Annotated in this window: 18 protein-coding genes; 15 read left to right on the top strand and 3 right to left on the bottom strand. The window is 70.3% G+C overall.

The window, feature by feature from the left end; translation table 11 throughout:
- Positions 1-262 precede the first annotated feature (262 nt).
- Together ACXYMW_RS07560 and ACXYMW_RS07555 are read left to right on the top strand one after the other, a co-directional pair.
- Complete coding sequence (locus ACXYMW_RS07560; RefSeq protein WP_459034697.1) at positions 263-1,627, top strand: ATP-binding protein; 1,365 nt, start codon at positions 263-265, stop codon at positions 1,625-1,627.
- Positions 1,624-2,250 carry a response regulator gene (locus ACXYMW_RS07555; protein ID WP_459034696.1) on the top strand — a complete coding sequence of 209 codons (627 nt, stop codon included), beginning with the start codon at positions 1,624-1,626 and terminating at the stop codon, positions 2,248-2,250. Before ACXYMW_RS07560 ends, ACXYMW_RS07555 begins: the two co-directional genes overlap by 4 nt.
- 60 nt (positions 2,251-2,310) lie before the next feature.
- Here ACXYMW_RS07555 and ACXYMW_RS07550 read toward each other — a convergent pair whose 3' ends face one another.
- Positions 2,311-3,264, bottom strand: coding sequence for an ornithine cyclodeaminase family protein (locus tag ACXYMW_RS07550; RefSeq protein ID WP_459034695.1), 954 nt, complete (start codon positions 3,262-3,264; stop codon positions 2,311-2,313).
- Positions 3,264-3,923, bottom strand: a complete 660-nt coding sequence (locus ACXYMW_RS07545; RefSeq protein ID WP_459034694.1) for a TetR/AcrR family transcriptional regulator — start codon at positions 3,921-3,923, stop codon at positions 3,264-3,266. Before ACXYMW_RS07545 ends, ACXYMW_RS07550 begins: the two co-directional genes overlap by 1 nt.
- 122 nt (positions 3,924-4,045) lie before the next feature.
- Between ACXYMW_RS07545 and ACXYMW_RS07540 the strand changes: the two genes are divergently transcribed.
- From ACXYMW_RS07540 to ACXYMW_RS07525, 4 genes are all read left to right on the top strand, one after another.
- Positions 4,046-6,082, top strand: coding sequence for an oxidoreductase (locus ACXYMW_RS07540; RefSeq protein ID WP_459034693.1), 2,037 nt, complete (start codon positions 4,046-4,048; stop codon positions 6,080-6,082).
- Between the two features lie 13 nt (positions 6,083-6,095).
- Complete coding sequence (locus tag ACXYMW_RS07535; RefSeq protein WP_459034692.1) at positions 6,096-6,698, top strand: dimethylsulfonioproprionate lyase family protein; 603 nt, start codon at positions 6,096-6,098, stop codon at positions 6,696-6,698.
- A 3-nt stretch (positions 6,699-6,701) separates the two neighbouring features.
- Positions 6,702-7,730, top strand: a complete 1,029-nt coding sequence (locus tag ACXYMW_RS07530) for a trans-3-hydroxy-L-proline dehydratase (protein WP_459034691.1) — start codon at positions 6,702-6,704, stop codon at positions 7,728-7,730.
- 686 nt (positions 7,731-8,416) lie between these two features.
- The gene (locus ACXYMW_RS07525; RefSeq protein WP_459034690.1) at positions 8,417-10,774 is read left to right on the top strand and encodes a DUF7467 domain-containing protein; all 2,358 of its coding nucleotides are present in this window, start codon (positions 8,417-8,419) and stop codon (positions 10,772-10,774) included.
- A 138-nt stretch (positions 10,775-10,912) separates the two neighbouring features.
- Here ACXYMW_RS07525 and ACXYMW_RS07520 read toward each other — a convergent pair whose 3' ends face one another.
- Positions 10,913-13,084 carry a S8 family peptidase gene (locus tag ACXYMW_RS07520; protein ID WP_459034689.1) on the bottom strand — a complete coding sequence of 724 codons (2,172 nt, stop codon included), beginning with the start codon at positions 13,082-13,084 and terminating at the stop codon, positions 10,913-10,915.
- Between the two features lie 286 nt (positions 13,085-13,370).
- Here ACXYMW_RS07520 and ACXYMW_RS07515 point away from each other — a divergent pair, with 286 nt between their 5' ends.
- From ACXYMW_RS07515 to ACXYMW_RS07475, 9 genes are all read left to right on the top strand, one after another.
- Positions 13,371-14,144 carry an L-iditol 2-dehydrogenase gene (locus ACXYMW_RS07515; protein WP_459034723.1) on the top strand — a complete coding sequence of 258 codons (774 nt, stop codon included), beginning with the start codon at positions 13,371-13,373 and terminating at the stop codon, positions 14,142-14,144.
- A 224-nt stretch (positions 14,145-14,368) separates the two neighbouring features.
- Entirely contained in the window at positions 14,369-14,698 is a 330-nt protein-coding gene (locus ACXYMW_RS07510; protein ID WP_459034688.1) for a hypothetical protein, read from the top strand.
- Between the two features lie 134 nt (positions 14,699-14,832).
- Positions 14,833-15,351, top strand: a complete 519-nt coding sequence (locus ACXYMW_RS07505) for an acyloxyacyl hydrolase (protein WP_459034687.1) — start codon at positions 14,833-14,835, stop codon at positions 15,349-15,351.
- Positions 15,352-15,528: 177 nt separating this feature from the next.
- The gene (locus ACXYMW_RS07500; protein ID WP_459034686.1) at positions 15,529-16,632 is read left to right on the top strand and encodes an NAD/NADP octopine/nopaline dehydrogenase family protein; all 1,104 of its coding nucleotides are present in this window, start codon (positions 15,529-15,531) and stop codon (positions 16,630-16,632) included.
- Positions 16,629-17,606: a 3-hydroxybutyryl-CoA dehydrogenase gene (locus ACXYMW_RS07495; RefSeq protein WP_459034685.1), complete on the top strand. Its 978-nt coding sequence runs from the start codon at positions 16,629-16,631 to the stop codon at positions 17,604-17,606. Before ACXYMW_RS07500 ends, ACXYMW_RS07495 begins: the two co-directional genes overlap by 4 nt.
- Before the next feature lie 46 nt (positions 17,607-17,652).
- Positions 17,653-18,636 carry a TRAP transporter substrate-binding protein DctP gene (gene dctP, locus ACXYMW_RS07490; RefSeq protein ID WP_459034684.1) on the top strand — a complete coding sequence of 328 codons (984 nt, stop codon included), beginning with the start codon at positions 17,653-17,655 and terminating at the stop codon, positions 18,634-18,636.
- A gap of 74 nt (positions 18,637-18,710) precedes the next feature.
- Entirely contained in the window at positions 18,711-19,211 is a 501-nt protein-coding gene (locus ACXYMW_RS07485; RefSeq protein ID WP_459034683.1) for a TRAP transporter small permease, read from the top strand.
- 19 nt (positions 19,212-19,230) lie between these two features.
- Positions 19,231-20,541, top strand: a complete 1,311-nt coding sequence (locus tag ACXYMW_RS07480) for a TRAP transporter large permease (protein ID WP_459034682.1) — start codon at positions 19,231-19,233, stop codon at positions 20,539-20,541.
- Positions 20,542-20,552: 11 nt separating this feature from the next.
- A complete protein-coding gene (locus tag ACXYMW_RS07475; protein WP_459034681.1) occupies positions 20,553-21,341 on the top strand; it encodes an aspartate/glutamate racemase family protein in 789 nt (262 codons plus the stop codon).
- The last annotated feature ends 315 nt before the right edge of the window (positions 21,342-21,656 follow it).

Raw genomic sequence — 21,656 nt, 5'->3', positions numbered from 1 at the left:
CGGAAGAACGTGTGCAACACCGTGATACGCATGCCGGCCCGGGAGTGATGAAGGGAACGGTCCGGCGCTGCGAAGGGTCATTTGTCTCTTCTCCTCAAGCAGATGGATAGCATCGCGGGGCATGGCGCGCGTCCCAAATCTGGGCGGGAACTGGTCCCGGGGGTCTTGCCGAATCTTCCCGGTTCGCACCGCCTTCATCGACGCCGCCGGGACAAGCGGCTAAGCTCCGCGTCGGTCTGGGGAGGACGGCATGTTGCGGCGCATGAAACTTGTTCGCCAAATCCTGCTCTGCGTCGTCGCGGTGCAATGCCTGGGCGTCGCCGTGGGCGGCGCCACGCTGGTCATGAACGCGCGCGAGGCGGTCGAACTGGAACTGGAGGCAGGCGAGCAGAGCGCCCGTGCCATGGTGCTCGCCGCCGTCGGCGCGAGCCTGCGCGACGGCCCGCCCGGCGATGTCATGACCCGGCTCGCGGACAGCATCGTCGAACCGCGGCACGTCAACATCGTGCTGCTCGATTCGCGCAACGGCCAGGTGCCGGTGCGCCGCGCCGCCGCCGAGGCGGAGCCCGGCGCGGCCCCGGCCTGGTTCGCCGCCCTGGTCGAGCCGCGCCCGCGCGAGATCCGCATTCCGGTGCGCGTGGACGGGGTGGCGCGCGGCTATGTCAGCATGGTCTCGGCCCCCGCCGACGAGATCGCCGAGGTCTGGCGCGATGCCGTCGGGCTGATCTGGATCGTCGCGGCCACGGCGCTGGCGCAGGTGCTGCTGCTGGGGCTGCTGGTGCGCCGCGCACTGGCCCCGCTCGAGGCGCTGCGCGCCGCCATGCGGCGTCTGCGCGAGGGCGACATGGCCAGCCGCGTGGCGCGGCCGGCGAGCCGCGATCTCGCGCCGATCTGCGAGGGCTTCAACGCCCTGACCGACAGCCTCGGCCGGGCCGATGCGGAGCGCGCCCGATTGGCGCGCCGGGTGGTCGAGCTGGGCGATGCCGAGCGCCGCGCCATCGCCATGGAGCTGCACGACGAATTCGGGCCCTGCCTGTTCGGGCTCAAGGTCAAGGCGGCGGCGCTCCTGCGCGCGGCGGAGGCCTCGGGCGACACCCGCCGGGCCGGCGATGCCGCCGCGATCCTCGCGATCGTCGAGCAGATCCAGCGCTCGAACGCGCGCATGCTGACCACGCTCCGGCCGATGGCGATCGGGCAGCTGCCGCTGGTCGACGCGCTGGCCGACCTCTTCGACACCTTCGCCCGCACCCATCCCGACCTCGACTGGCAAATCGACCTGCCCGCGGCGCTGCCCGAGACCGCCGAAAGCGTCGATCTGACCGTCTACCGCTTCTTCCAGGAGGCCACGACCAACGCCCTGCGCCACGGCGCGCCGGCGCGGATCCGCGCCCGGCTCGCGATCGGCCCGGAGGCGCTGCAGCTCGAGGTCGAGGATGACGGAACCGGGCTGCGCGACGATGCCGACGAGGGCCGCGGGCTGACGGCGATGCGCGACCGGGTGGGATCGCTGGGCGGCCAGCTCGTGATCGGCGCCGGACCCGCCGGCGGCGCGCGGGTCACCGCCCGGCTGCCCTGGGCCACGCCCGAACCGGCCCCGGCCCCGGCCGCGCTGGCGGTGGCATCATGAAGACCGGGCTCATCGTCGACGATCACCCGGTGACCCATCTCGGCTGCGGCCAGCTGCTCGAGGAGCTGGGCTACGACACGATCCTGAACGCCCATGCCGAGGCCGAGGCGCTGAGCCTCGCAGCCTCCGGCGCGCCGGGCCTCGTGGTGCTCGATCTCGGCCTGCCCGGGGTCGGCGGGCTGAAGCTCATCGAGCCGCTGCTGCGGCGCGCCCCGGCGGCGCGGATCCTGATCTTCTCGATGAACGAACAGACCGCCTTCGTCGCCAAGGCGCTGGCCGCCGGCGCGCATGGCTACCTGTCGAAAAATTCGCGGCCCGAGGATTTTCTCGAGGCGGTGCGCGCGCTGGAGGCCGGCCGGGCCTACCTGTCGCACGACATGGCGATGTCGGTGGCGCTGGCCCGATCGGGCCGCCAGGGCGATCCGCTCGACGCCCTGACCGAGCGCGAACACCAGGTGCTGCGGCTGATCAGCCAGGGCAAGTCGCTGCAGGCGATCGCCGAGGCGCTGCATATCAGCTACAAGACCGCCGCCAATGCCTCCTCCGCGGTCAAGCGCAAGCTCGGCGCCAAGAGCACCGGCGACATGATCCGCTACGCCATGACGGCCGGGCTGGACCGCTGAGCCGCCGGCCACCGGTACGGCCCGGCCCGGCGCGTGGCCGGCCGGTCGCGGCGCCGGGGGCTACCGTGCCGCGACAGGGTCCGGCCGCGGCAGGTCCGACAGGTAGCGGGCGATCATCAGGTCGAGATGCGCACCGCCGCCATTCTTGAAGAGGGTGATGTCCCGCGGCGCGCGCCGCGCCCCGGCGGGATCCGCCACGAGGTCGTAGAGATCGCCGCGCACATCGCCCGCGCCGATCACGCCTCGGGCAATTGGGATGTCGAGTTCGCCGATATGGCCGAGCGTCGTCTCGCGGCTGTCGACATGGAGCGCGCCTCCGGCGATCAGCGCGTCGTCTGCCTCGCGCATGTCGGCCTTGTAGGCGCCGATCAGGTCGACATGGGTGCCGGGCCGGATCCAGGCGCCGCGCAGCACCGGCTCCCGCGCCATGGTGGCGCTCGAGACGATGTCGGCCTCGGCGCAGGCGGCGCCGAGATCCGGCACCGCCGCGACCTCCGGCGCCAGGTCGGTGAACTCCGCCGCCAGCGCCCGGGCCTGCTCCGCCCGCCGGGCCCAGATCGAGACCCGTTCGAGCCCCGGAAACCGCGCCGTGTAGGCCCGCACCAGGCTGCGCGCCACGGTGCCGGCGCCCACCACCAGCAGATGGCGGCTGTCGGGCCGCGCCAAAAGCTCCGCGCCGAGCACCGAATCCGCGGCGGTCTTGATCTCGGTCACCAGCCGGCTTTCGACGATGGCGGTCAGCCGGCCCTGGGCGGGCTCGAAGACCAGCATGGCGCCCTGCACCGTGGGCAGGCCGGCGGCCGGGTTGGCGCCGAACACGGTCACCGACTTCACCCCGTAGCCGAGGCCCGGAATGTAGGCGCCGCGGCTCAGCAGCGTGCCCTCGGCCGGCCCGAGAAAGCTGTCCGCGACCTCGGCCCGCGGGCCGCGATGGCCGGCGCGCAGCGCCTCGACCGCATCGGCCCAGGAGACGGTGCCGATGGCGTCGTCATAAGTGATGAGCTTGGCTTGCATCAGGCGCGTCCCTCGCTGGCCGGGTGATAATCGAGCCGGGCGTGAAACCGCGCCATCTCGCCCTCCGTCGGGTCCTGCCCGCAATAAGTCCGCACGTAGCCCGGCACCCGCGCCATGCGCACCGCGCGGTCCTCCTCGACCTGCATGGCGATGTAGCCGATCTGCACGAGGTAGACGGTGCGCGCCCGCACGTCGGCATCCTCGGCCGCGAAGCCGAAACGCGCGAACATTTCGCGGATCGCCGCCAGCCGCGCCGCGTCGGCGGCGTTGATGCGCGCCGTCACCGCGTCCGAGCGATGCGCCCAGCCGCGCACCGCGAAATCGAGCCGCGGCTCGAACAGCGTCTCGTCGTGGAACACCGTGATCAGGTTCAGCACCGCCTCGGCGATGGTCTCGGCATAGGCCGCGCAGGCGGTGACGAAGGCGCCGGTATTCTTGGCCTCCCAATCCTCCAGCAGCGCGTCGAGCAGCGCCGTGCGGTCCTTGAAGAACCAGTAGAAGCTGGTGCGCGAGAGCTCGAGCCGGGCCGCCAGCGGCTGGATCTTCACCGCCTCCACGCCGCCCTCGATCAGCGCCCGCTTGGCGGCCTCGAGCCAGACCGCGCGGGAGCCGCGCCAGCCGGTGCTCTTGTCGCCCTCGATCTCGGATGCCTGCGCCATGCCCGGGACGATAGGCGCCGCGGCGCCGCGCCACAACAGAAATGTGCAGCACCGATCTTTTTATTGACACAAGTGTACATTCCGCCGAAGGATCGCCGGGACAGCACCCGGAGGCCCGCGCCATGTCCACCGATCCCCTTCTGCAGCCCTACGACCTGAAGCACCTGCGGCTGAAGAACCGGCTGATGATCACCAGCCACGAGCCGGCCTATCCCGAGGACGGCATGCCCAAGGACCGCTACCGCGCCTATCATGCGGAGCGCGCCCGGGCCGGGGTGGCGCTGACCATGACCGCGGGCTCGGCGTCGGTCGCCCGCGACAGCCCGCCGGTCTTCAACAACATCCTCGCCTGGAAGGACGAGGTGGTGGGCTGGATGCGGAAGATCGCCGACGACTGCCACGACGAGGGCTGCGCGGTGATGATCCAGCTCACCCATCTCGGACGGCGGACCCGCTGGGACAAGGCCGACTGGCTGCCCGTCGTCTCTTCGAGCTGGGAGCGCGAGGCCTCGCACAAGGCCTTCCCGAAGAAGGCCGAGGACTGGGACATCGCGCGCATCGTCTCCGACTACGCCGACGCCGCCGAGCGGATGAAGGCGGCCGGGCTCGACGGTATCGAGCTGCAGGCCTACGGCCACCTGCTGGACCAGTTCTGGTCGCCCGCCACCAACGACCTCGACGGCGCCTATGGCGGCGATCTGGAGAACCGCATGCGGCTGTCGATGGAAGTGCTGCAGGCGGTGCGCGACCGGGTGGGAGACGGTTTTCTCGTCGGCATCCGTTACGTCGCCGACGAGGACATGGCCGGCGGCATCACCAAGGCGGAGGGCCTGGAGATTTCGCGCCGGCTGAAGGACAGCGGGCTGGTCGATTTCCTCAACGTGATCCGCGGCCATATCGACACCGATGCCGGGCTCACCGACGTGATCCCGGTGCAGGGCATGCGGGCGAACCCGCATCTCGACTTCGCCGGAGAGATCCGCGCCGCGACCCAGTTCCCGACCTTCCACGCGGCGAAGATCCAGGACGTCGCCACCGCGCGCCACGCCATCGCCTCGGGCAAGCTCGACATGGTCGGCATGACCCGCGCCCACATGGCCGACCCGCATATCGTGGCCAAGATCCTGCGCGGCGAGGAGGACCGCATCCGGCCCTGCGTCGGCGCCAATTACTGCCTCGACCGCATCTACCAGGGCGGCATGGCGCTCTGCCTGCACAACCCGGCCACGGGGCGCGAGCTGGAACAGCCGCACGAGGTGCCGAAGGCCCCGGCGCGGCGCCGCGTGGTGGTGATCGGCGCGGGGCCGGCGGGGCTGGAGGCGGCGCGGGTCTCGGCCGCGCGCGGCCACGAGGTGATCGTGCACGAGGCGGCCAACGATCCCGGCGGGCAGGTGCGGCTGACCGCCCAGACGCCGCGGCGGGCGGAGATGATCCAGCTGGTGCAGTGGCGCTTCGAGGAATGCACCCGGATGGGTGTGAGCTTCCGCTTCAACAGCTTCGCCGATGCCGAGACGGTTCTGGCCGACGCGCCCGACGTGGTCATCGTCGCCACCGGCGGGCTGCTGCACACCGAGGTGCTCTCCGAGGGCAATTCCCTCGTGGTCTCGGCCTGGGACATCCTGTCGGGCGACGTGGCCCCGGGCGACAACGTGCTGATCTACGACGATGCCGGCGATTACGCAGGCCTGCAGGCGGCCGAGAAGATCGCGGCCACCGGCGCGAAGGTGGAAATCGTCACCCGCGACCGCACGATCGCGTCCGAGGTCATGGCGATGTCGCTGACGCCGTCCTTGCGCGAGCTGCAGAAGCGCGATGTGACCTTCACCGTGACCTGGACGCTGGACCGGGTGGCGCGCGACGGCAACGCGCTGCTGGCCACTTTGGGCAGCGATTACGGCGGTGTCACCCGGGAGCGCCGGGTCGACCAGGTGGTGGTGAACCACGGCACCCGTCCGCTCGACGACGTCTATTTCGAGCTGGTCGAGGGCTCCTCGAACCGCGGCGCGGTGGATTACGAGGCGCTGGTCGCGGGCGCGCCGCAAGAGGTCACCCGCAACCCCGAGGGCGGCTACCAGCTCTTCCGCATCGGCGACGCCGTCGCCGCCCGCAACACCCACGCGGCGATCTACGACGCGCTGCGGCTCTGCAAGGTGCTGTGAGCGAGGCCCGGCGATGACCCAACGAGACCCCGTCCTGCAGGCCGCGATCGACGCCGCCGGAACCGCCTTCGCCGCCCGCGCCCGCGGACCCGAGGCGCAAGCCTGCGTCGCGGCCGGCTTCGCCGCACTGCGAGCGCCCGAACCTGCCGCCGACCGTCCCGGCGGCCGCCTGCCGGTCTGCGACCGCTGGCTGCCGGACCTCCTCGCGCCGTCGCGCTACCCGGCCGATCTCGCGCCGCTGGTGGCGGCCCTCGCGGCCTTGGAACCGCGGCTGCGCTGGCAGCGCCGCAACGGTCCGGCCCAGGCGGCCAGCGCGGACTTCGACACCGGCCATGCCAACGCGCTGCTCACCGGCCCCGGCGGGCTGGAGCCGCGGCAGGATGTTTGGCTCGGCGCCTCGCTGCTGGCGCCGGGCGTGCGCTATCCCGATCACAGCCATCCGCCGGAAGAGGTCTACCTCGTGCTCGCCCCGGGGGAGTTCAGCCAGTCCGGCGGCGCCTGGTTCGATCCCGGCCCCGGCGGATCGTTCTACAATCCCCCCGCGATCCTGCACGCCATGCGCGCCGGGCCGGAGCCGCTCTTCGCGCTCTGGCTGCTGCGCGCCGACGGAGTCTGAGCCATGCGTTCGATCAAGACCGTGCACGTGATCTCCGCCCATGCCGAGGGCGAGGTCGGCGACGTCATCGTGGGCGGCGTGCTGCCGCCGCCGGGCGACACGCTCTGGGAGCAGAGCCGCTGGATCGCCCGCGACCAGACCTTGCGCAACTTCGTGCTGAACGAGCCGCGCGGCGGCGTTTTCCGGCACGTCAACCTGCTGGTGCCGCCGAAGCACCCGGAGGCGCAGGCCGCCTGGATCATCATGGAGCCGGAGGACACGCCGCCGATGTCGGGCTCGAACTCGATCTGCGTCGCCACGGTGCTGCTCGATGGCGGGCTGGTGCCGATGCAGGAGCCCGAGACGAATCTGGTGCTGGAGGCGCCGGGCGGGCTTGTCCGGGTCCGCGCCGAATGCCGGGACGGCAAGGCCGAGCGCATCTTCGTCGAGAACGTGCCGTCCTTTGCGGCCGAACTCGACGCGGTGCTGGAGGTCGAGGGCCTGGGCACGCTGACCGTCGAAACCGCCTATGGCGGCGACAGCTTCGTCATCGTCGACGCCGCGGCGATGGGGTTCGCCCTCACCGAGGACGAGGCGCATGACATCGCGACGCTCGGCGTGCGCATCACCAACGCCGCCAATGCGCAGCTGGGCTTCACCCACCCGGAGAACCCCGACTGGCGCCACATCTCCTTCTGCCTCTTTGCCGGGCCGCTGGCGCAGGGCCCGAACGGGCTCGAGACCGGCGCGGCGGTGGCGATCCAGCCCGGCAAGGTGGACCGCTCGCCCACCGGCACGGCGCTCTCGGCCCGGATGGCGGTCCTCCATGCCAGGGGCCGCATGCAGGTGGGCGACCGGCTGACCGCGCGCTCGCTGATCGGCTCGACCTTCGGCGGCACCATCCTCGGCGCGACCACGCTCGGCGGCCGGCCGGCGATCCGCCCCGAGATCTCGGGCCGCGGCTGGATCACCGGCATCCACCAGCACATGCTCGACCCGGCCGACCCCTGGCCCGGGGGCTACCGCCTGTCGGACACCTGGGGCGCGCGCTGAGAAGGCATGCGGGCGTTCCGGCCGGACCGCGCGCCTGTGCTGAGCCGCCGGGCCGGCAATCGGCGCTGCGAACCGGTATTTCCCGAGTTTTTGTAAGGCGCCGCGGTCTCGGGCGGCGTCGGCATCAATGGGCCGGAGCGGTTGGAAGCCGTCGGGACTCCGCCGTAGGTCCGACACGATTCCGCCGTTTCGATCCTTTCTGCACGGTCGGGGAAACTGCGAATTGGGGAGTCGTCAAAAACATCCCAAGCGTGTATTCAACTCTGCCAATCAATCAAAGCTAATCAATCGATAATGCGCGCCGCGTTCGCAAAATTGCCGTTTGTTTGAAAAACACTTTGTTTTACGAACCCTTAACCTTTCGCTGGGTCCGCCAAGTGCAAGAAACCTTGACGGAATCGCGGGCGTGGTCGGAAAATGCTGGCAGAGACGGCCGGGTCAGGGGGCTCTGGCCGGATCGGCGGAGCATTGAGTTTTTACCGGGTCCCGCGGCTATTGAACCAGGTCGGGACGAAATTCGAAGTGCAAATTCTTTCGGGTGAAATTGCGCTGCCGATTTAACGGGGCAATGCGCGGAGCCGTGTGCGGTTTGGCTGTCTTTCGGAATGGCGCGCGAACTCTCTGGGGAATTGCAGAAGAGACACCATTTCGCGGCATTGCAGTGCCGCCGATCAGGGGGATAGTCCATGAGCTTTTTTACCAAGGTGGTGGTCAAGGAAAACACCCGGGACGTGATCGATCTCGATTGCGGCGAGGGGAACCCCGATATCGGGCTCGATGCCTGCGACGTGGCGGACGACCTGAAGGAGGAGAAGCCCGACGCGCTGACCTTCACGCTGGGTGACGAACTGACCGAAGAGATCGTCTCCCAGCAAGCGGCGAAGAAGACCGATGCCAGCCTGACCGGGGCCAGCGACCCGGACGGCATGTATTACATCACCGTGTCGCGGGACGACGACGCCTCGGACATGGCCTCCAACAACATCTTCTTCTCCGGCGACGTGGCCTTCGGGGAGACCTTCACCGCGCTCTCGGAGATGGCAGGCCGGGATTTCGGCGGACAGACCTACATCCACATCTTCTCGGAAGATGGCGGCACGCTGCTGCAGACCATCGAGTTCCACACCTCCTGCTCGCAGCCGCTGGTGATCGGCGACCAGTACGGGTCGGTGTCGCTGACCGGGTTCGGCTTCGAGGTGGACGGGACCCTCGAGGAATACGGCGCCGGCACCGGCGGCTCGGGCGACGATGGTGTCACCTACAGCATCGTGGGCGGCGACGACGCGGCCCTGTTCTTCGTCAACCCCCTCACCGGCGAGGTCAGCTTCATCGCGCCGCCGGATTACGAGAATCCGCAGGATGCCGGCGGCGACAACACCTACGAGGTCGTCGTCCGCGCCACCCGCGAGGACGGAAGCTTCGAGGACAAGCCGCTGGCGGTCTGCGTCGAGGACGATCTCGACGAGATCTGCATCGAGGAGAATACCAACCCGCAACCGCTGATCGATGTCGACCTGACCGTCAAATGCAAGGTGCCCGGCGACGATGACGGCAAGGACATCTGCGATCTTCGCAAGGCCTGCGACGACGATGACGATGATGACGACGACGATGACGACGATGACGATGACGAGAAGGGTCACGATCGCCGCCGCTCCAAAAGGGACGACGATGACGACGACGACGACGACGATGACGACGGCAAGGACCGCGATCGCCGGCGGGCCAGCAAGGACGACGACGATGACGACGACGACGATGACGACGATTGCGACGACGACGATGACGACGATGATTGCGAATGCGAGGGCAACGAGTTCGGCGAGGATCTTAAGAAGCCGAGCGAGCTGACCCTGACCCTGGGCACGTCGCTGACCGACGAGATCAAGTCAAGCCAGGGCAAGAAGCTCGAGGTCGGCGAGGTGAAGCCCGGCGATGACGGCGACGGCAGCTACTTCATCCTGGTCTCGAAGAAGGAGGATCCGAACAATCTCAGCAAGCTGCACTTCTCCGGCGTGGTCGAGGCCGGCGAGAGCTTCACCGCGCTCGGTATCGACGGCAAGTTCGGCTCAGAGACCTACGTGCACATCTTCTCCTCCGAGGGCGGCACGCTGCTGCAGACGATCAACTTCCACACCTCCTGCTCGGCGCCGCTGGTCATCGGCGACCAGTACGGCTCGGTCAGCCTAACCGGGGCGGCGCTCGAGGGCAAGGAGACCGGCAAGCTCTACCATTTCACCGGGTCGAAGGAGGTCGAGCTCGGCGAGGGCGACATCGTCTATTCGCTGCTGGGGCCGGATGCGGCGCTCTTCGAGATCAATCCCGAGACCGGCGAGGTGAGCTTCAAGGAGGCCCCGGATTTCGAGAATCCGCAGGATCAGGGCGCCGACAACGTCTACAACATCGTGGTGCGGGCCACCGCCAAGACCGACCCCCACTGCTTCGCCGAGAAGCCGCTGGAGATCTGCGTCGAGGATGTGGACGAGAAGGATTGCGATTGCGAGGGCGGCGATCCCAGCGCCTCGCCGATCACCCCGGGCGTGCCCTATAGCGGCACCGCGGACGACGACGTGATCCAGGGGACCGATTTCGACGACACCATCGCCGGCAATGCCGGGGCCGACACGATCTACGGCAATGACGGCGACGACTTCATTCTCGGCAATCCCGACGGCGACGTGATCTACGGCTGCTGCGGCAACGACACGATCAGCACCGGCCAGGACGACGACCTGGTCTTCGGCGGCGCCGACGATGACGAGATCCGGTCGCTGAGCGGCTTCGACACCGTGTCGGGCGGCAGCGGCGCCGACCGCTTCGTGTTCAACCAGCGCATCCTCGACACCATCCCGAGCTACACCATCATCACCGATTTCGACGCCGCCGAGGGCGACAGGCTGGTGCTGGAGAACGGGTTGACCGCCGCCGAGTTCGGCTTCTCGACCTCGGGCAGCGACGTGCTCTTCGAGCGCGACGGCGTGGCGGTGGCAACGCTGGAGAACGTCGAAATCTCGACACTGATCGGCGTGATCGAGGTGGTCTGACCCGGGGGGCAGACGACGTCGGGCGGCACGGCGCGGGGCGGGGGGCCCGCTCCGTGCCGCACCGTCCGGGCCGGAAGGCGCGCGCCCGTGCCGGCGCGCGGCTTCCGGTTCCGGTGCCCGCCGCCGCCGGGCGCGGCGTCAGAACGCCTTCGACAGCCCCAGCAGCGCGCCGGTCTCGCGCGCCCCGCGGACATGGCCGCGATTGCTGGCATGGACGAGTTCCGCGACCATGTTCCAGCCGGCCGCCAGGGGGGTCTCGTAGCGCAGCGTCAGGTCGAGTTCGCGCGCTTCGGGGGCGAGGTCGATCTCGATCGGTGCGTAGGTGACGGCGCCGCTCATGCCGCGGGCGACCGGCAGCGCCATGCGCGCCGCGCCGGACTCCAGCGCCACGGGCAGCGCCGCGCTGAGGGTCAGCTTGTCGCCGCTGCGGCGCAGGTCGCGGCTGCCGATGGCGAGCCCCCAGCTGTCGAAGCTCGCCTCCTCCACCGATCCGAACCCCGCCTCCTGCCCCGCGGCCAGGCCGAGCCGGCCCTCGGCGCGCAGGAAGCCGCCACGCTCGAGATCGACGGTGGTGCCGAAATCCAGCGCCGCGGCGAGGCCGGCGCTTTCGGTGTCGCCAAGCGCGACGCCGAACAGCCCCGAGGCGTCGTTCATCACGCTCACCCCGATCGTGCCGCTGCCCCAGAGCGTTGCGAAATCCTGGTGCAGCCCGGCGCCGAGATCGCCCGTGCCGTGATCGCCCGGACCCATCACCGCGAGCCGCGTGCCGGTGGCCGAGAGCGCGGTTTCGAAGACCAGGGCGGGATAGGCGTCGAAGACCGGCTCGATCACCTCCGGGCCGGCCTCCCGGGCAAGCTCCAGCGCCGCGGGCCCGAGCCGCGCGAGGCGGTCGCCGAGCAGGGGCGGCGGCGCGGCTTGGGCGGTCAGGCTGTCGGCGGGGATCAGGAAGTCGCCGCCCAGCGGGTCGGTGGCGAGCACCGTGTGGTCGCGCATCGCGCGGGTGACGGCATCGCCCGCCGCGCCGCCCGAGGCGACCAGCGGCGCGTCGACCGGGCGCGCCTCGCCGTCCGCCATGGGCACGGCCGGGGTGCCGATGGGCAGCAGCGCGCTGCGGATGTCGAGGAAGCCGTGGCCGAACTCGCGGTTGTAGCCGTGCTCGAATCCCGGCGCCAGCTCCACCGTGCCGTCATGGCTGAAGAAGCCGTTATCGGCCGAGGCCAGCAGCCGGATCCGCAGCTGGTGCGGGGTCAGGTTGGGGAAGGCCTCGCCCAGGAGCGCCAGCGCGCCGCTGACCTGCGGCACCGCGAAGGAGCTGCCGGTGACGAAGCGGTACGCGGTGTCGGATGCCGCATTGGCGGCGTCCCAGCCGCCATCCGCGGCAAGGCACCAGCGTGCGGCGTCGAGGCATCCCGCCGACAGGCGCTGCGCCGACAGGATGCGCTCCGCATCGAAGTCCGGGACGGCGTTGACCACGGCCAGCCAGCCGGGTTCCAGCGACGGCAGCATCTTCGGCAGCGCCTCCATCACCAGCGACTGGGTGCGCGTCTCGTCGTTGGAGACCGCGAAGACCACGACGCCCTCGCTTGCATAGGCCTTCAGGGCATCGAGGTAATCGGCGCCGTCCGGGCCGGCAAAGGCGCGGCTGACCCCGGTGGGCGTCGCCGGCAGGTCCGTGTAGCCCCAGGAATTGTTCTGCGCCACGGCACCGAGGCTGAGCGCCTGCCAGGTCGCCCGGGCGAGATGCGCGCTGCTGTCGAACCGGCCGAGCGCCAGGTCCGCCGAGGGCGCGATGCCGACCATTCCGACGGCGTCGCCGGCCAGCACGGAGGCGACCGCGGTGCCGTGATCGGCCAGGCCGACATCGTAGCCGGGGTCAAAGAATGTCCGGTCGCGCAGCGCCTCGTGCGACAGGCGGAAGCCCTCGTCGATGACCGAGACGATCTGTCCGCGCCCGCGCAGCCCCGCCGCATGGGCGTATTCGACCCGGGAGGAGGCCAGCGGGTAGCTGTGATGGACCTGCCCCGCCCCCTTGAAGCTCCAGCGGTTGTTCTGCCGGGTGTAGCGCTTCGAGTTCTCGCGCAGCTGCGTCGCCTTGGCCTCGAAGGCGTCGAAGCTCTTGACGTAATAGGCCTCGAGCACGCCGAGCGCCTCGCTGGCCGAGGAGATCAGGCTGGCATCCGGCAGGTCGGCGCCGCCGCCGCCGCCGCCACCGCCCTTGCAGCCGGCGAGCGCGGCGAGCGTCGCAAGGCACAGGGCGAACCGCCGCGCGCGGGGCAGGGGGCGGGGCATCGACAGGGTCGAAGGGGTCATCGGCATGGGCTCCGTCGATCGCACGCGACAGGGTCAGGGTGGTCGCGGAGCACCGCCGCTCTCCGCCCGGAGGCTTTTAAGGGCGGAGGTGCAAATAGCCTGTTCACGAACCGGTCAGGAGGCGCGAGCGTTGCACGATTGCCTCACCCGGACGTTGTCGCCCGGAACCGCCGGAACCGGCGGCCCTGCCGGGCGGCGCGGCGGCGGCTGGCCCCGGCCGGCGAACGCGGGCAGGATCGGCAAAGCGGCGCAGCGGGCGCCCGGCCCCATGAAGGGAGAGACCAGGATGGAGCGGCTGCAGGGCAAGTCGGCGCTGATCACCGGCGCCGGACGGGGGATCGGCAAGAGTTTCGCCGAAGCGTATCTGCGCGAGGGCGCCACGGTGGCGCTTGGCGACATCGACCTCGCGGCGGCCGAGGCGGCGGCGCGCGAGCTCGGCGCGGGCGCCTACGCGGTGGCGCTCGACGTGACCCGGCAGGACAGCATCGACGCCGCCATTGCCGATGTCGTCGCGCGCAGGGGCAAGCTCGACATCCTGGTCAACAACGCCGCGGTCTTCGATGCCGCGGAGACCGTCGACATCACCCGCGACAGCTACGACCGGCTGTTCGCGATCAACGTGGCCGGCACGCTCTTTGCCCTTCAGGCGGCGGCGCGGCAGATGATCGCGCAGGGCCACGGCGGCAAGATCATCAACATGGCAAGCCAGGCCGGCCGCCGCGGCGAGCCGCTGGTGCTGGTCTATTGCGCGACCAAGGCCGCGGTGATCTCGATGACGCAATCAGCGGGGCTCAACCTCATCAGGCACGGCATCAACGTCAACGCCATCGCCCCCGGCGTGGTCGAGGGCGCGCATTGGGAGCACGTCGATTCGATGTTCGCCCGGCTCGAGGGCAAGCCGCCGGGCCAGAAGAAGGCGGAGGTCGCCGCCGGCGTGCCGGCGGGCCGCTTCGCACGGCCCGAGGACCTGACCGGCATGGCGGTCTTCCTGGCCTCGGCGGAGGCCGACTACATCGTGGCGCAGACCTACAACGTCGATGGCGGGCAGTGGATGAGCTGAGCCCGCGGGCCGGCGCGCCCAGGAATCGCCCGATTTCCGCCCGGTTCCGGGGCCCGTCCCCGGCATGGTGTCCGCCCGAGCCGGACAAAACCCGAAAATCCCGGCGATTGGCCCGATTCTCTGGATGGCTGCACCGAAAATAAGGCCAAAAAGCGCTCGATTCTTGTCGCGACGGTGGAGACGCCCTAATCCTGTATCGAAGGCCACAACTGCCGGGTGGGATCATGACGCGATACGGAGCGGGATACGGAACGGAACAGGCGCCGCGCGTCGTGTCCGAGGGCCAGCGCCGCAGCGCCTATTGCCAGGCGCTCGCCGATTTCGCGCCGACCCCGCCGGCCGCGCCGACTTCGGCCCCGAGCCTGGACCAGGCGCCGCAGGAAGCGGCCCGGCCCGCGGCGCCGGCCGCTGCCGCCGCGCCGGTCGGACGCTCGGCCAAGCACGCCCTGCTGCACCGGCTGCACGCCCGCTCCAATTCCGGCATGGTCTTCCTGCGCGACGTGGGCAAGGTCTTCGACGAACTGCTCGACGCGCCGCGCGCCGTCCGCGACTGATCCGGCGGCTTCGCGCCCCGCGATGCCCGTGCGAGCGCTGTAGCGCGGCCACGGATTCCTGCCATGACATTTCGCCGGGTGGACTTCTTCCGCCGCCATGGGCCATCTGGCGCAAAAATGCGCAGGAGGACCAGATGGCAGACGGAACGTTCGCAGCTCTGATGCTGGTGGCGGGACTGACCGACATGAACGTGAACCATTGCAGTGCCGACGGCTGTCTGGCGCGCAGCATGGAGACGCCGCGGCTGTCGCTGTCGGTGGGCGGCGTGGTGCCGCGCGAGGCCGACAGCGCCGCGGAGATTTACCTGCGGCACGACCCGGCGACGCGCTTCGGCCCCTTCGGCACCGCGCTCGGCCTGTCGGTCGGGCAGGAGGGCGAGACCTGGCTCGGCGCCGGCATGACCTGGCACACCTGGCTCGGCGCCAGCCCGTTCTATGCCGAGCTGCACGCCATGCCGGGCCTCTACATCGACAATGGCGGCTTCGATCTCGGCGGGCCGGTGGCGTTCCGCTCGGGTCTCGAGCTGGGCTACGAGGCGCCGAGCGGCTGGCGCTACGCGCTGAGCTACGATCACCGGTCGAATGCCGGGCTCTACGACGAGAATCCCGGCATCGAGACGGTGCAGTTCCGCGTCTCCGTGCCGCTGCGCTGAGCCTTTCCGGCGCCGCGCCGGGCGCCGCGCAGTCCTCCGGGCGGCCCTGAGGGGCCGCCTTTTTCGTGTCAGACGGCCGGAACCGCGCCGGTATCCTTCAAGCCTAAAATAAAATACTTGCATTTGCAGATAAACTTTGCTGCCATCGTTTCCGGGCGAACAGGGAAGGAGAGAGCGGTGCGGATTGCGGTACTCGGAGGCGGCAACGGATCCTACGCGGCGGTGGCCGATGCGGTCGAGGCGGGGCACGAGGTGCGCTGGTGGCGGCGCGATGCGGCGAATTTCGCGCCGCTCGGCACGCCGCCGCGGCTGCGCGTCACCGACCATGCCGGCAGCCGCGACATCGCGGTCGAAACCACCGCCGATCTCGGCCAGGCGCTCGACGGCGCCGCGGTGATCCTGGCGCCGATGCCGGCCTTCGCGCAGGAGGATCTGGCCGGCGCGCTGGCGCCGCATCTCGTCGACGGCCAGGTGATCTACCTGGCGCCGGGCTCCTTCGGGTCGTGGATCATGCTGGAGCGCGTGCGGCAGGCCGGCTGCACCGCCGATGTGGCGATCTGCGAGACCGGCACCCTGCCGTGGCTCTGCCGCAAGCAGGGCGAGGCCGAGGTGCGGATCACCACGCGGGCCTCGCGCCTGCCCACCGGGGTGCTGCCGGCGCGGCTCACCGATCACGCGCTGATGCGGCTGGCGGAGGTCTATCCGGGCGCCATCGAGCGCTGCGAGGATGCGCTCTCGGCGGCGCTGATGAATGCCGGGCCGATCATCCATCCGCCGCTGATCCTGATGAATGCCGGGCCGATCCAGCATTTCGACAAGTGGGACATCCACAACGAGGGCACCCAGCCGGCGATCCGCGCGGTGCACGACGCGCTCGATGCCGAGCGCATCGCGATCCGCGAGAAGCTGGGCTACGGCGCGCCGCATTTCCCGCTGCGCGACCATTACGAGACCTCGGACTGGATGTACGGCAACCTCGCGCATGACAAGCTGGTGGGCTCGGGCGACTGGCACGAGAGCCTCGATCTCAAGACCCACCGCTACATGACCGAGGACATCGAGGTCGGGCTGGCGCTGCTGGTCTCGGTGGGCGAATGGGCCGGCGTGCCGACGCCGGTCGCCTCCGGGCTGCTGGCGGTCGCCGGGGCGGTGACCGGCCGCGACCCGCGCCGCGACGGCCGCACCTTCGAGCGGCTGGGCCTCGCCGGGCGCAGCCCGGCGGAGCTGCAGCGGACCCTGGCCGAGGGGCTGGCCGAGGCCGCGTCCGGGGTCCCGGCGTGAGCCGCAAGGCCGCCTGCATCGGGGCCGGGCGGATGGGCCGGGGCATCGCCCAGGCGCTGGCCTATGGCGGCGCGGAGATCGCGCTTCTCGATGCCCGGCCGCGCGACGCGGCGGGGTTCGAGGCCTATCGCGCGGCGGTCCTGGCGGAGGTGGAGACCGGGCTCGGCATGGTGGCCGGGCTCGGCGGCTTCGACCCGGGCCATCTGTCCGCGCTGATGGCACGGGTCTCGGTGCACCCGCTGGACGCCGCGGCACAGGCGCTCGACGGCGCCGAGCTGGTCTTCGAGGCGGTGCCCGAGATCCGCGACGCCAAGGCCGATGCCTTCGCGCTCTTCGACGCCCATGCCGGGGCGACGGCGATCCTCGCCTCCACCACCTCGACGATGCTGGCCACCGACCTCGCCGCGCTGACCCGGCGGCCGGAGCGCTTCCTGAACGCGCATTGGCTGAACCCGGCGCTGCTAGTGCCGCTGGTCGAGCTCAGCCCCTGCGACGAGACCGCGCCCGAGGTGCTGGAGCGGGTGCGCGCCGAGCTCGAGGCGCTCGGCAAGGTGCCGGTGACCTGCAAGGCCGCGCCGGGCTACATCGTGCCGCGCATCCAGGCGCTGGCGATGAACGAGGCGGCCCGCCTGGTCGAGGAGGGCGTGGCCTCCGCCGAGGACGTGGACCGGGCGGTGAAATACGGCTTCGGGCTGCGCTTCTCGGTGCTGGGATTGCTGGAATTCATTGACTGGGGCGGCGGCGACATCCTCTATCATGCCAGCCGCTACATGGCCGCGGCCACCGGCGAGGAGCGCTTCGCGCCGCCGGCCATCGTGGCCGAGAACATGGAGGCGGGCCGCATCGGAATGAAATCCGGGCAGGGCTTCTACGATTATTCCGGCCGCGACGTCGCGGCCTATCAGCGCGACCGTATGGGCGCCTTTCTTGCCGCCTTGCGGCAGGCCGGGCTGTTCCGACCTCCGGCGACATGACCCGGGGCCAACCCGGGCCGGGCCGATCACAACAGGGAGTCACTCGATGACGAAATTCACCACCTTGACCAGCGTTCTGGGCCTCGCCGCCGCGCTGGCGTCGCCGGCGGCGGCCGAGGACACGATCCGGGCCGTCACCGCCTTCCCGTCGCAGCTGGCGTTCAGCCAGTCCTTCCTCGGCTTCGTCGACCTCGTGAACGAACGCGGCGAGGGCGTGGTGCGGATCGATTATGTCGGCGGCCCCGAGGCGATCCCGCAGAACCAGCAGATGGACGCCACCAAGCGCGGCGTGGTCGACATGCATTACGGTCCGGCCTCGTTCCACCTCGGCACCATGCCCGAGGCCGATGCCTGGGTCGGCTCCACCGTCACCGCCATGGAGGCGCGCGAGAACGGCGGCTTCGCCCTGATGCAGGAGGCCTTCTCCGAGAAGCTCGGCGTCGAGCTGCTGGCGCATATCGACAGCGGCATCCAGTTCCACGTCTACACCGTGAACGAGCCCGGCCGCGACGCCGAGGGCAACCTGCAATTCGACGGCGCCAAGCTGCGCAGCCAGCCGATCTACAAGTCCTTCTTCGAGGAGCTGGGCGCGGTGCCGATCTCGGTCCCGGTGCCCGACGTCTATACCGGGCTCGAGCGCAACACCTTCGACGGCGCCGGCTGGCCGATCGTCGCGATCCAGGATCTGTCCTGGGACAAGTTCCTGAAATACCGCGTCGATCCGGGCTTCTTCCAGACCGACCTGGCGATCGTCATGAACCCCGACAAGTGGCAGGGCCTGAGCGAGGAGGCGCGCACGCTGCTGTCCGAGGTCGCCGCCGAATACGAACAGATCTCCTACGACGCCTTCCAGGACGTGATCGCCGAGACCGACGCCAAGGTCCGCGAGCAGGGCATGACGGTGATCGAGCTCGAGGGCGAGGCCCGCGAGGCCTATCTCGACGCCGCCTATGACAGCGCCTGGGCGCGCATGGAAGCCGCCGGAACGGAGCGCTACGACGCGCTGCGCGAGGCGTATTACGACCGGTGACCCACTCTCGGAACGGTCGCGCGGGGGCGGCGCCGGCATGGCCGGCCGCCCCCGCACCCAGCGGGGGACAGGCGATGGCGCGGCTGCTGCGGCTCTATGACGGCGTGATCTTCGGCCTCGCGGGGCTGGCCGCCTCGGTCTTCGTGCTGATGGTGGTGGGCATCGTCGTCGATGTGGGGCTGCGCAATCTCGGCCTGCGGCCGCTGCAACCCTCGAGCGCGCTGATCGAGTACGGGCTGCTCTTCGCCACCATGGCGGGCGCTCCCTGGCTGATCCGCGATCGCGGCCACGTGGCGATCCGGGCGCTGATGGGGCAGCTGCCGGAGCGCGCCGCGGGCCTCATCGACCGCGCCGCGCTGGTCTTCTGTATCGCCATCCTGGCGCTGCTGAGCTGGCGCGCCGGGGTGGTCGCCTGGGAAGCGGTGGAGGCCGGCGCCCAGGACATCCGCTCGATCGCGCTGCCGTCGTGGATCCTGCCCTCCATGCTGGCCACCGGCTTCGCGCTGATGGCCACGGAATTCCTGCGTCTGCTGCTGCGCGGGGAAACCTACGACGCGTCGAACGCGCAGCACTGAACAGGAAAGGGGCGGGGCGATGATGGTCTGGTATGGCGCGGCGGGGCTGATGATCGGCGGCGTGCTGCTGCTGATGGGGCTCGGCCTGCCGGTGGCGCTGGCCTTTCTCGGCATCAACATCCTCGGCGCGGTGCTGTTTCTCGGCGGCATGCCGGGGATCGACCAGCTCATCGCCAATGCCACCGACAGCGTCACCTCGTTCAGCCTCGTCCCGGTGCCGCTCTTCGTGCTGATGGGCGAGCTGCTGTTCCAGTCGGGCCTGGCGCTGCGGGTCTTCGACGCGCTCGACAAGTGCCTGGGCTCGGCCCGCGGCCGGCTGAGCTACATGACGGTGGCGGGCGGCACGCTCTTCGCCACGCTCTCGGGCTCCTCGATGGCCAACACGGCGATGCTCGGCACCACGCTGATGCCCGAGATGACCAAGCGCGGCTACAAGAACGCACTGGTGATGGGGCCGATCCTCGCCACCGGCAGCCTTGCGATGATCATCCCGCCCTCGTCGCTCGCCGTGCTCCTGGGCTCGCTCGCCCGCATCGACGTGGGCGCGCTCTTGATCGCCGGGGTGCTGCCGGGGCTGGTCCTCGCCGTGCTCTTCGCACTGACCATCCGCACGCTGATCTTCCTCGATCCCGACGCCGCCCCGGCCTATGCCGCCGAGCGCGCCCCGGCGCGCGAGATCGCCCGTGCGCTGCTGCGCGACGTGGCGCCGATGGGCCTGGTGATCTTTGCGGTGATCGGCCTGATCCTGCTCGGCTGGGCCACCCCGACCGAAAGCGCCGCCTTCGGCGTGCTGGCCGTGGCGATCCTGGCGCTGGCCTATCGCCGGCTCGACGCCGGCGTCATCGTGCGCTCCCTGCGCGGCACGCTGGCGGTGTCGGTGATGATGCTGACGATCATCGTCGCCTCCACCACCTTCGCGCAGATCCTCGCCTTTTCCGGCGCCTCGCGCGGGGTGGTGCAATGGGCCACCGGCTTCGAGGTCTCGGGCTACGTGATGCTGCTCTTCATCTTCCTCGTGCTGCTGGTCATGGGGATGTTCATGGACCAGCTGTCGATCATGATGCTGTCGCTGCCGATCTTCATGCCGCTGGTGATCCATTTCGGCTTCGACACGGTGTGGTTCGGGGTCTTCATGCTGGTGGCCCTCGAGCTGAGCCTCGTAACCCCGCCATTCGGCTTGCTGTTGTTCGTGATGCTCGGGGTGGCGCCGCGCGGCACCACGCTCTGGGACGTGACCCGGGCGGTGTTCCCCTACATCCTCTGCACGCTGGTCCTGCTGATCCTGCTGGTGCTGTTCCCCGGCCTCGCCACCTGGCTTCCGGGCCTCTGAGGGCGCGGGCGATGCGGATCTGGTACCAGAGCTATGTCGACCGCGAGAATGGCGGCGCCTATTGGGAGGAGCTGCAGGCCCATCTCGACGCCATCGCCCGGCCGGGGACCGAGATCCTGGTGCACGGCATCACGCCCTTCGACAGCTATGCCCACCCGCTGGTGGAGTTCCGCTGCGCGCGCGAGATGATCTGCAACGCCGTGCAGGCCGAGCGCGAGGGCTACGACGCCTTCGTCATCGGCCATTTCCAGGATGCCGGGCTCTACGAGGCGCGGGCGGCGGTGGACATTCCCGTCCTGGCGCTTGGCGAGACCTCGATGCTGCAGGCCTGCATGCTGGGCCAGAAGATCGGCATCGTGACGATCAACCGCCGCTTCATCCCGTGGTTTCACCACCAGATCGGCAGATACGGTCTGCGCGAGCGGGTGACCGACGTCTACGCGATGGATTTCGAGCCGGGCCAGATCCTCGGCGCCTACGGCTCTGAGGCGCGGCGCGACGAGGTGGCGCGGCTCTTTGCCGAGCAGGCCGCGCCGATGATCGCCGCCGGCACCGACGTGCTGATCCCCGGCGGCGGCATCCCGATGCTGCTCTTCGCGCAGATCCACGGCCACCGGGTCGGCGGGCTGCCGGTGGTGAACGGCATCCCGCTCGCAGTGAAGCAGGCCGAGATGGCGGTGGAGATGAAGCGCGACTGGGGGCTGTCGGTCAGCCGGACCGGCGATTTCGTCCAACCCCCGCGCGCGGTCATCGACGAGTTCCTGGAACACCCCGCCCGGCACCCCGCCCGCGACATGTGAGCGTGCTGCGGTCCCGTCGGGTGGCGCGGGGCGGCCCGCCGGGCCGGTCGGATCGAGTCGCCGACCGCGTTCCGCTTCGCGCGCACCCATGACCTCCCAGCCACGCCGGGGACGGGCCGCTGGGCGCGCGCCGGGTCGGGGGCTGGCGCTGCGACGCCGGAGGCGTCCGCTTGATCCCCGCCACGCCCCTCCACCGCCCGACCCTTGCGCGCGGGCGGTATCGCGCCACGCCGCGAGACGGCCCGGCGCCTGCGGTGCTGCTCGGGCAGGGCGCCCCGGGCGGCGGGCCGGGATCACGCCGGCCGTTCAGGCCGG

Source organism: Roseivivax sp. CAU 1761 (assembly GCF_054482755.1).
Note: the sequence above shows the minus strand (reverse complement) of the source record. Positions and strands in the feature narration are given on the sequence as shown.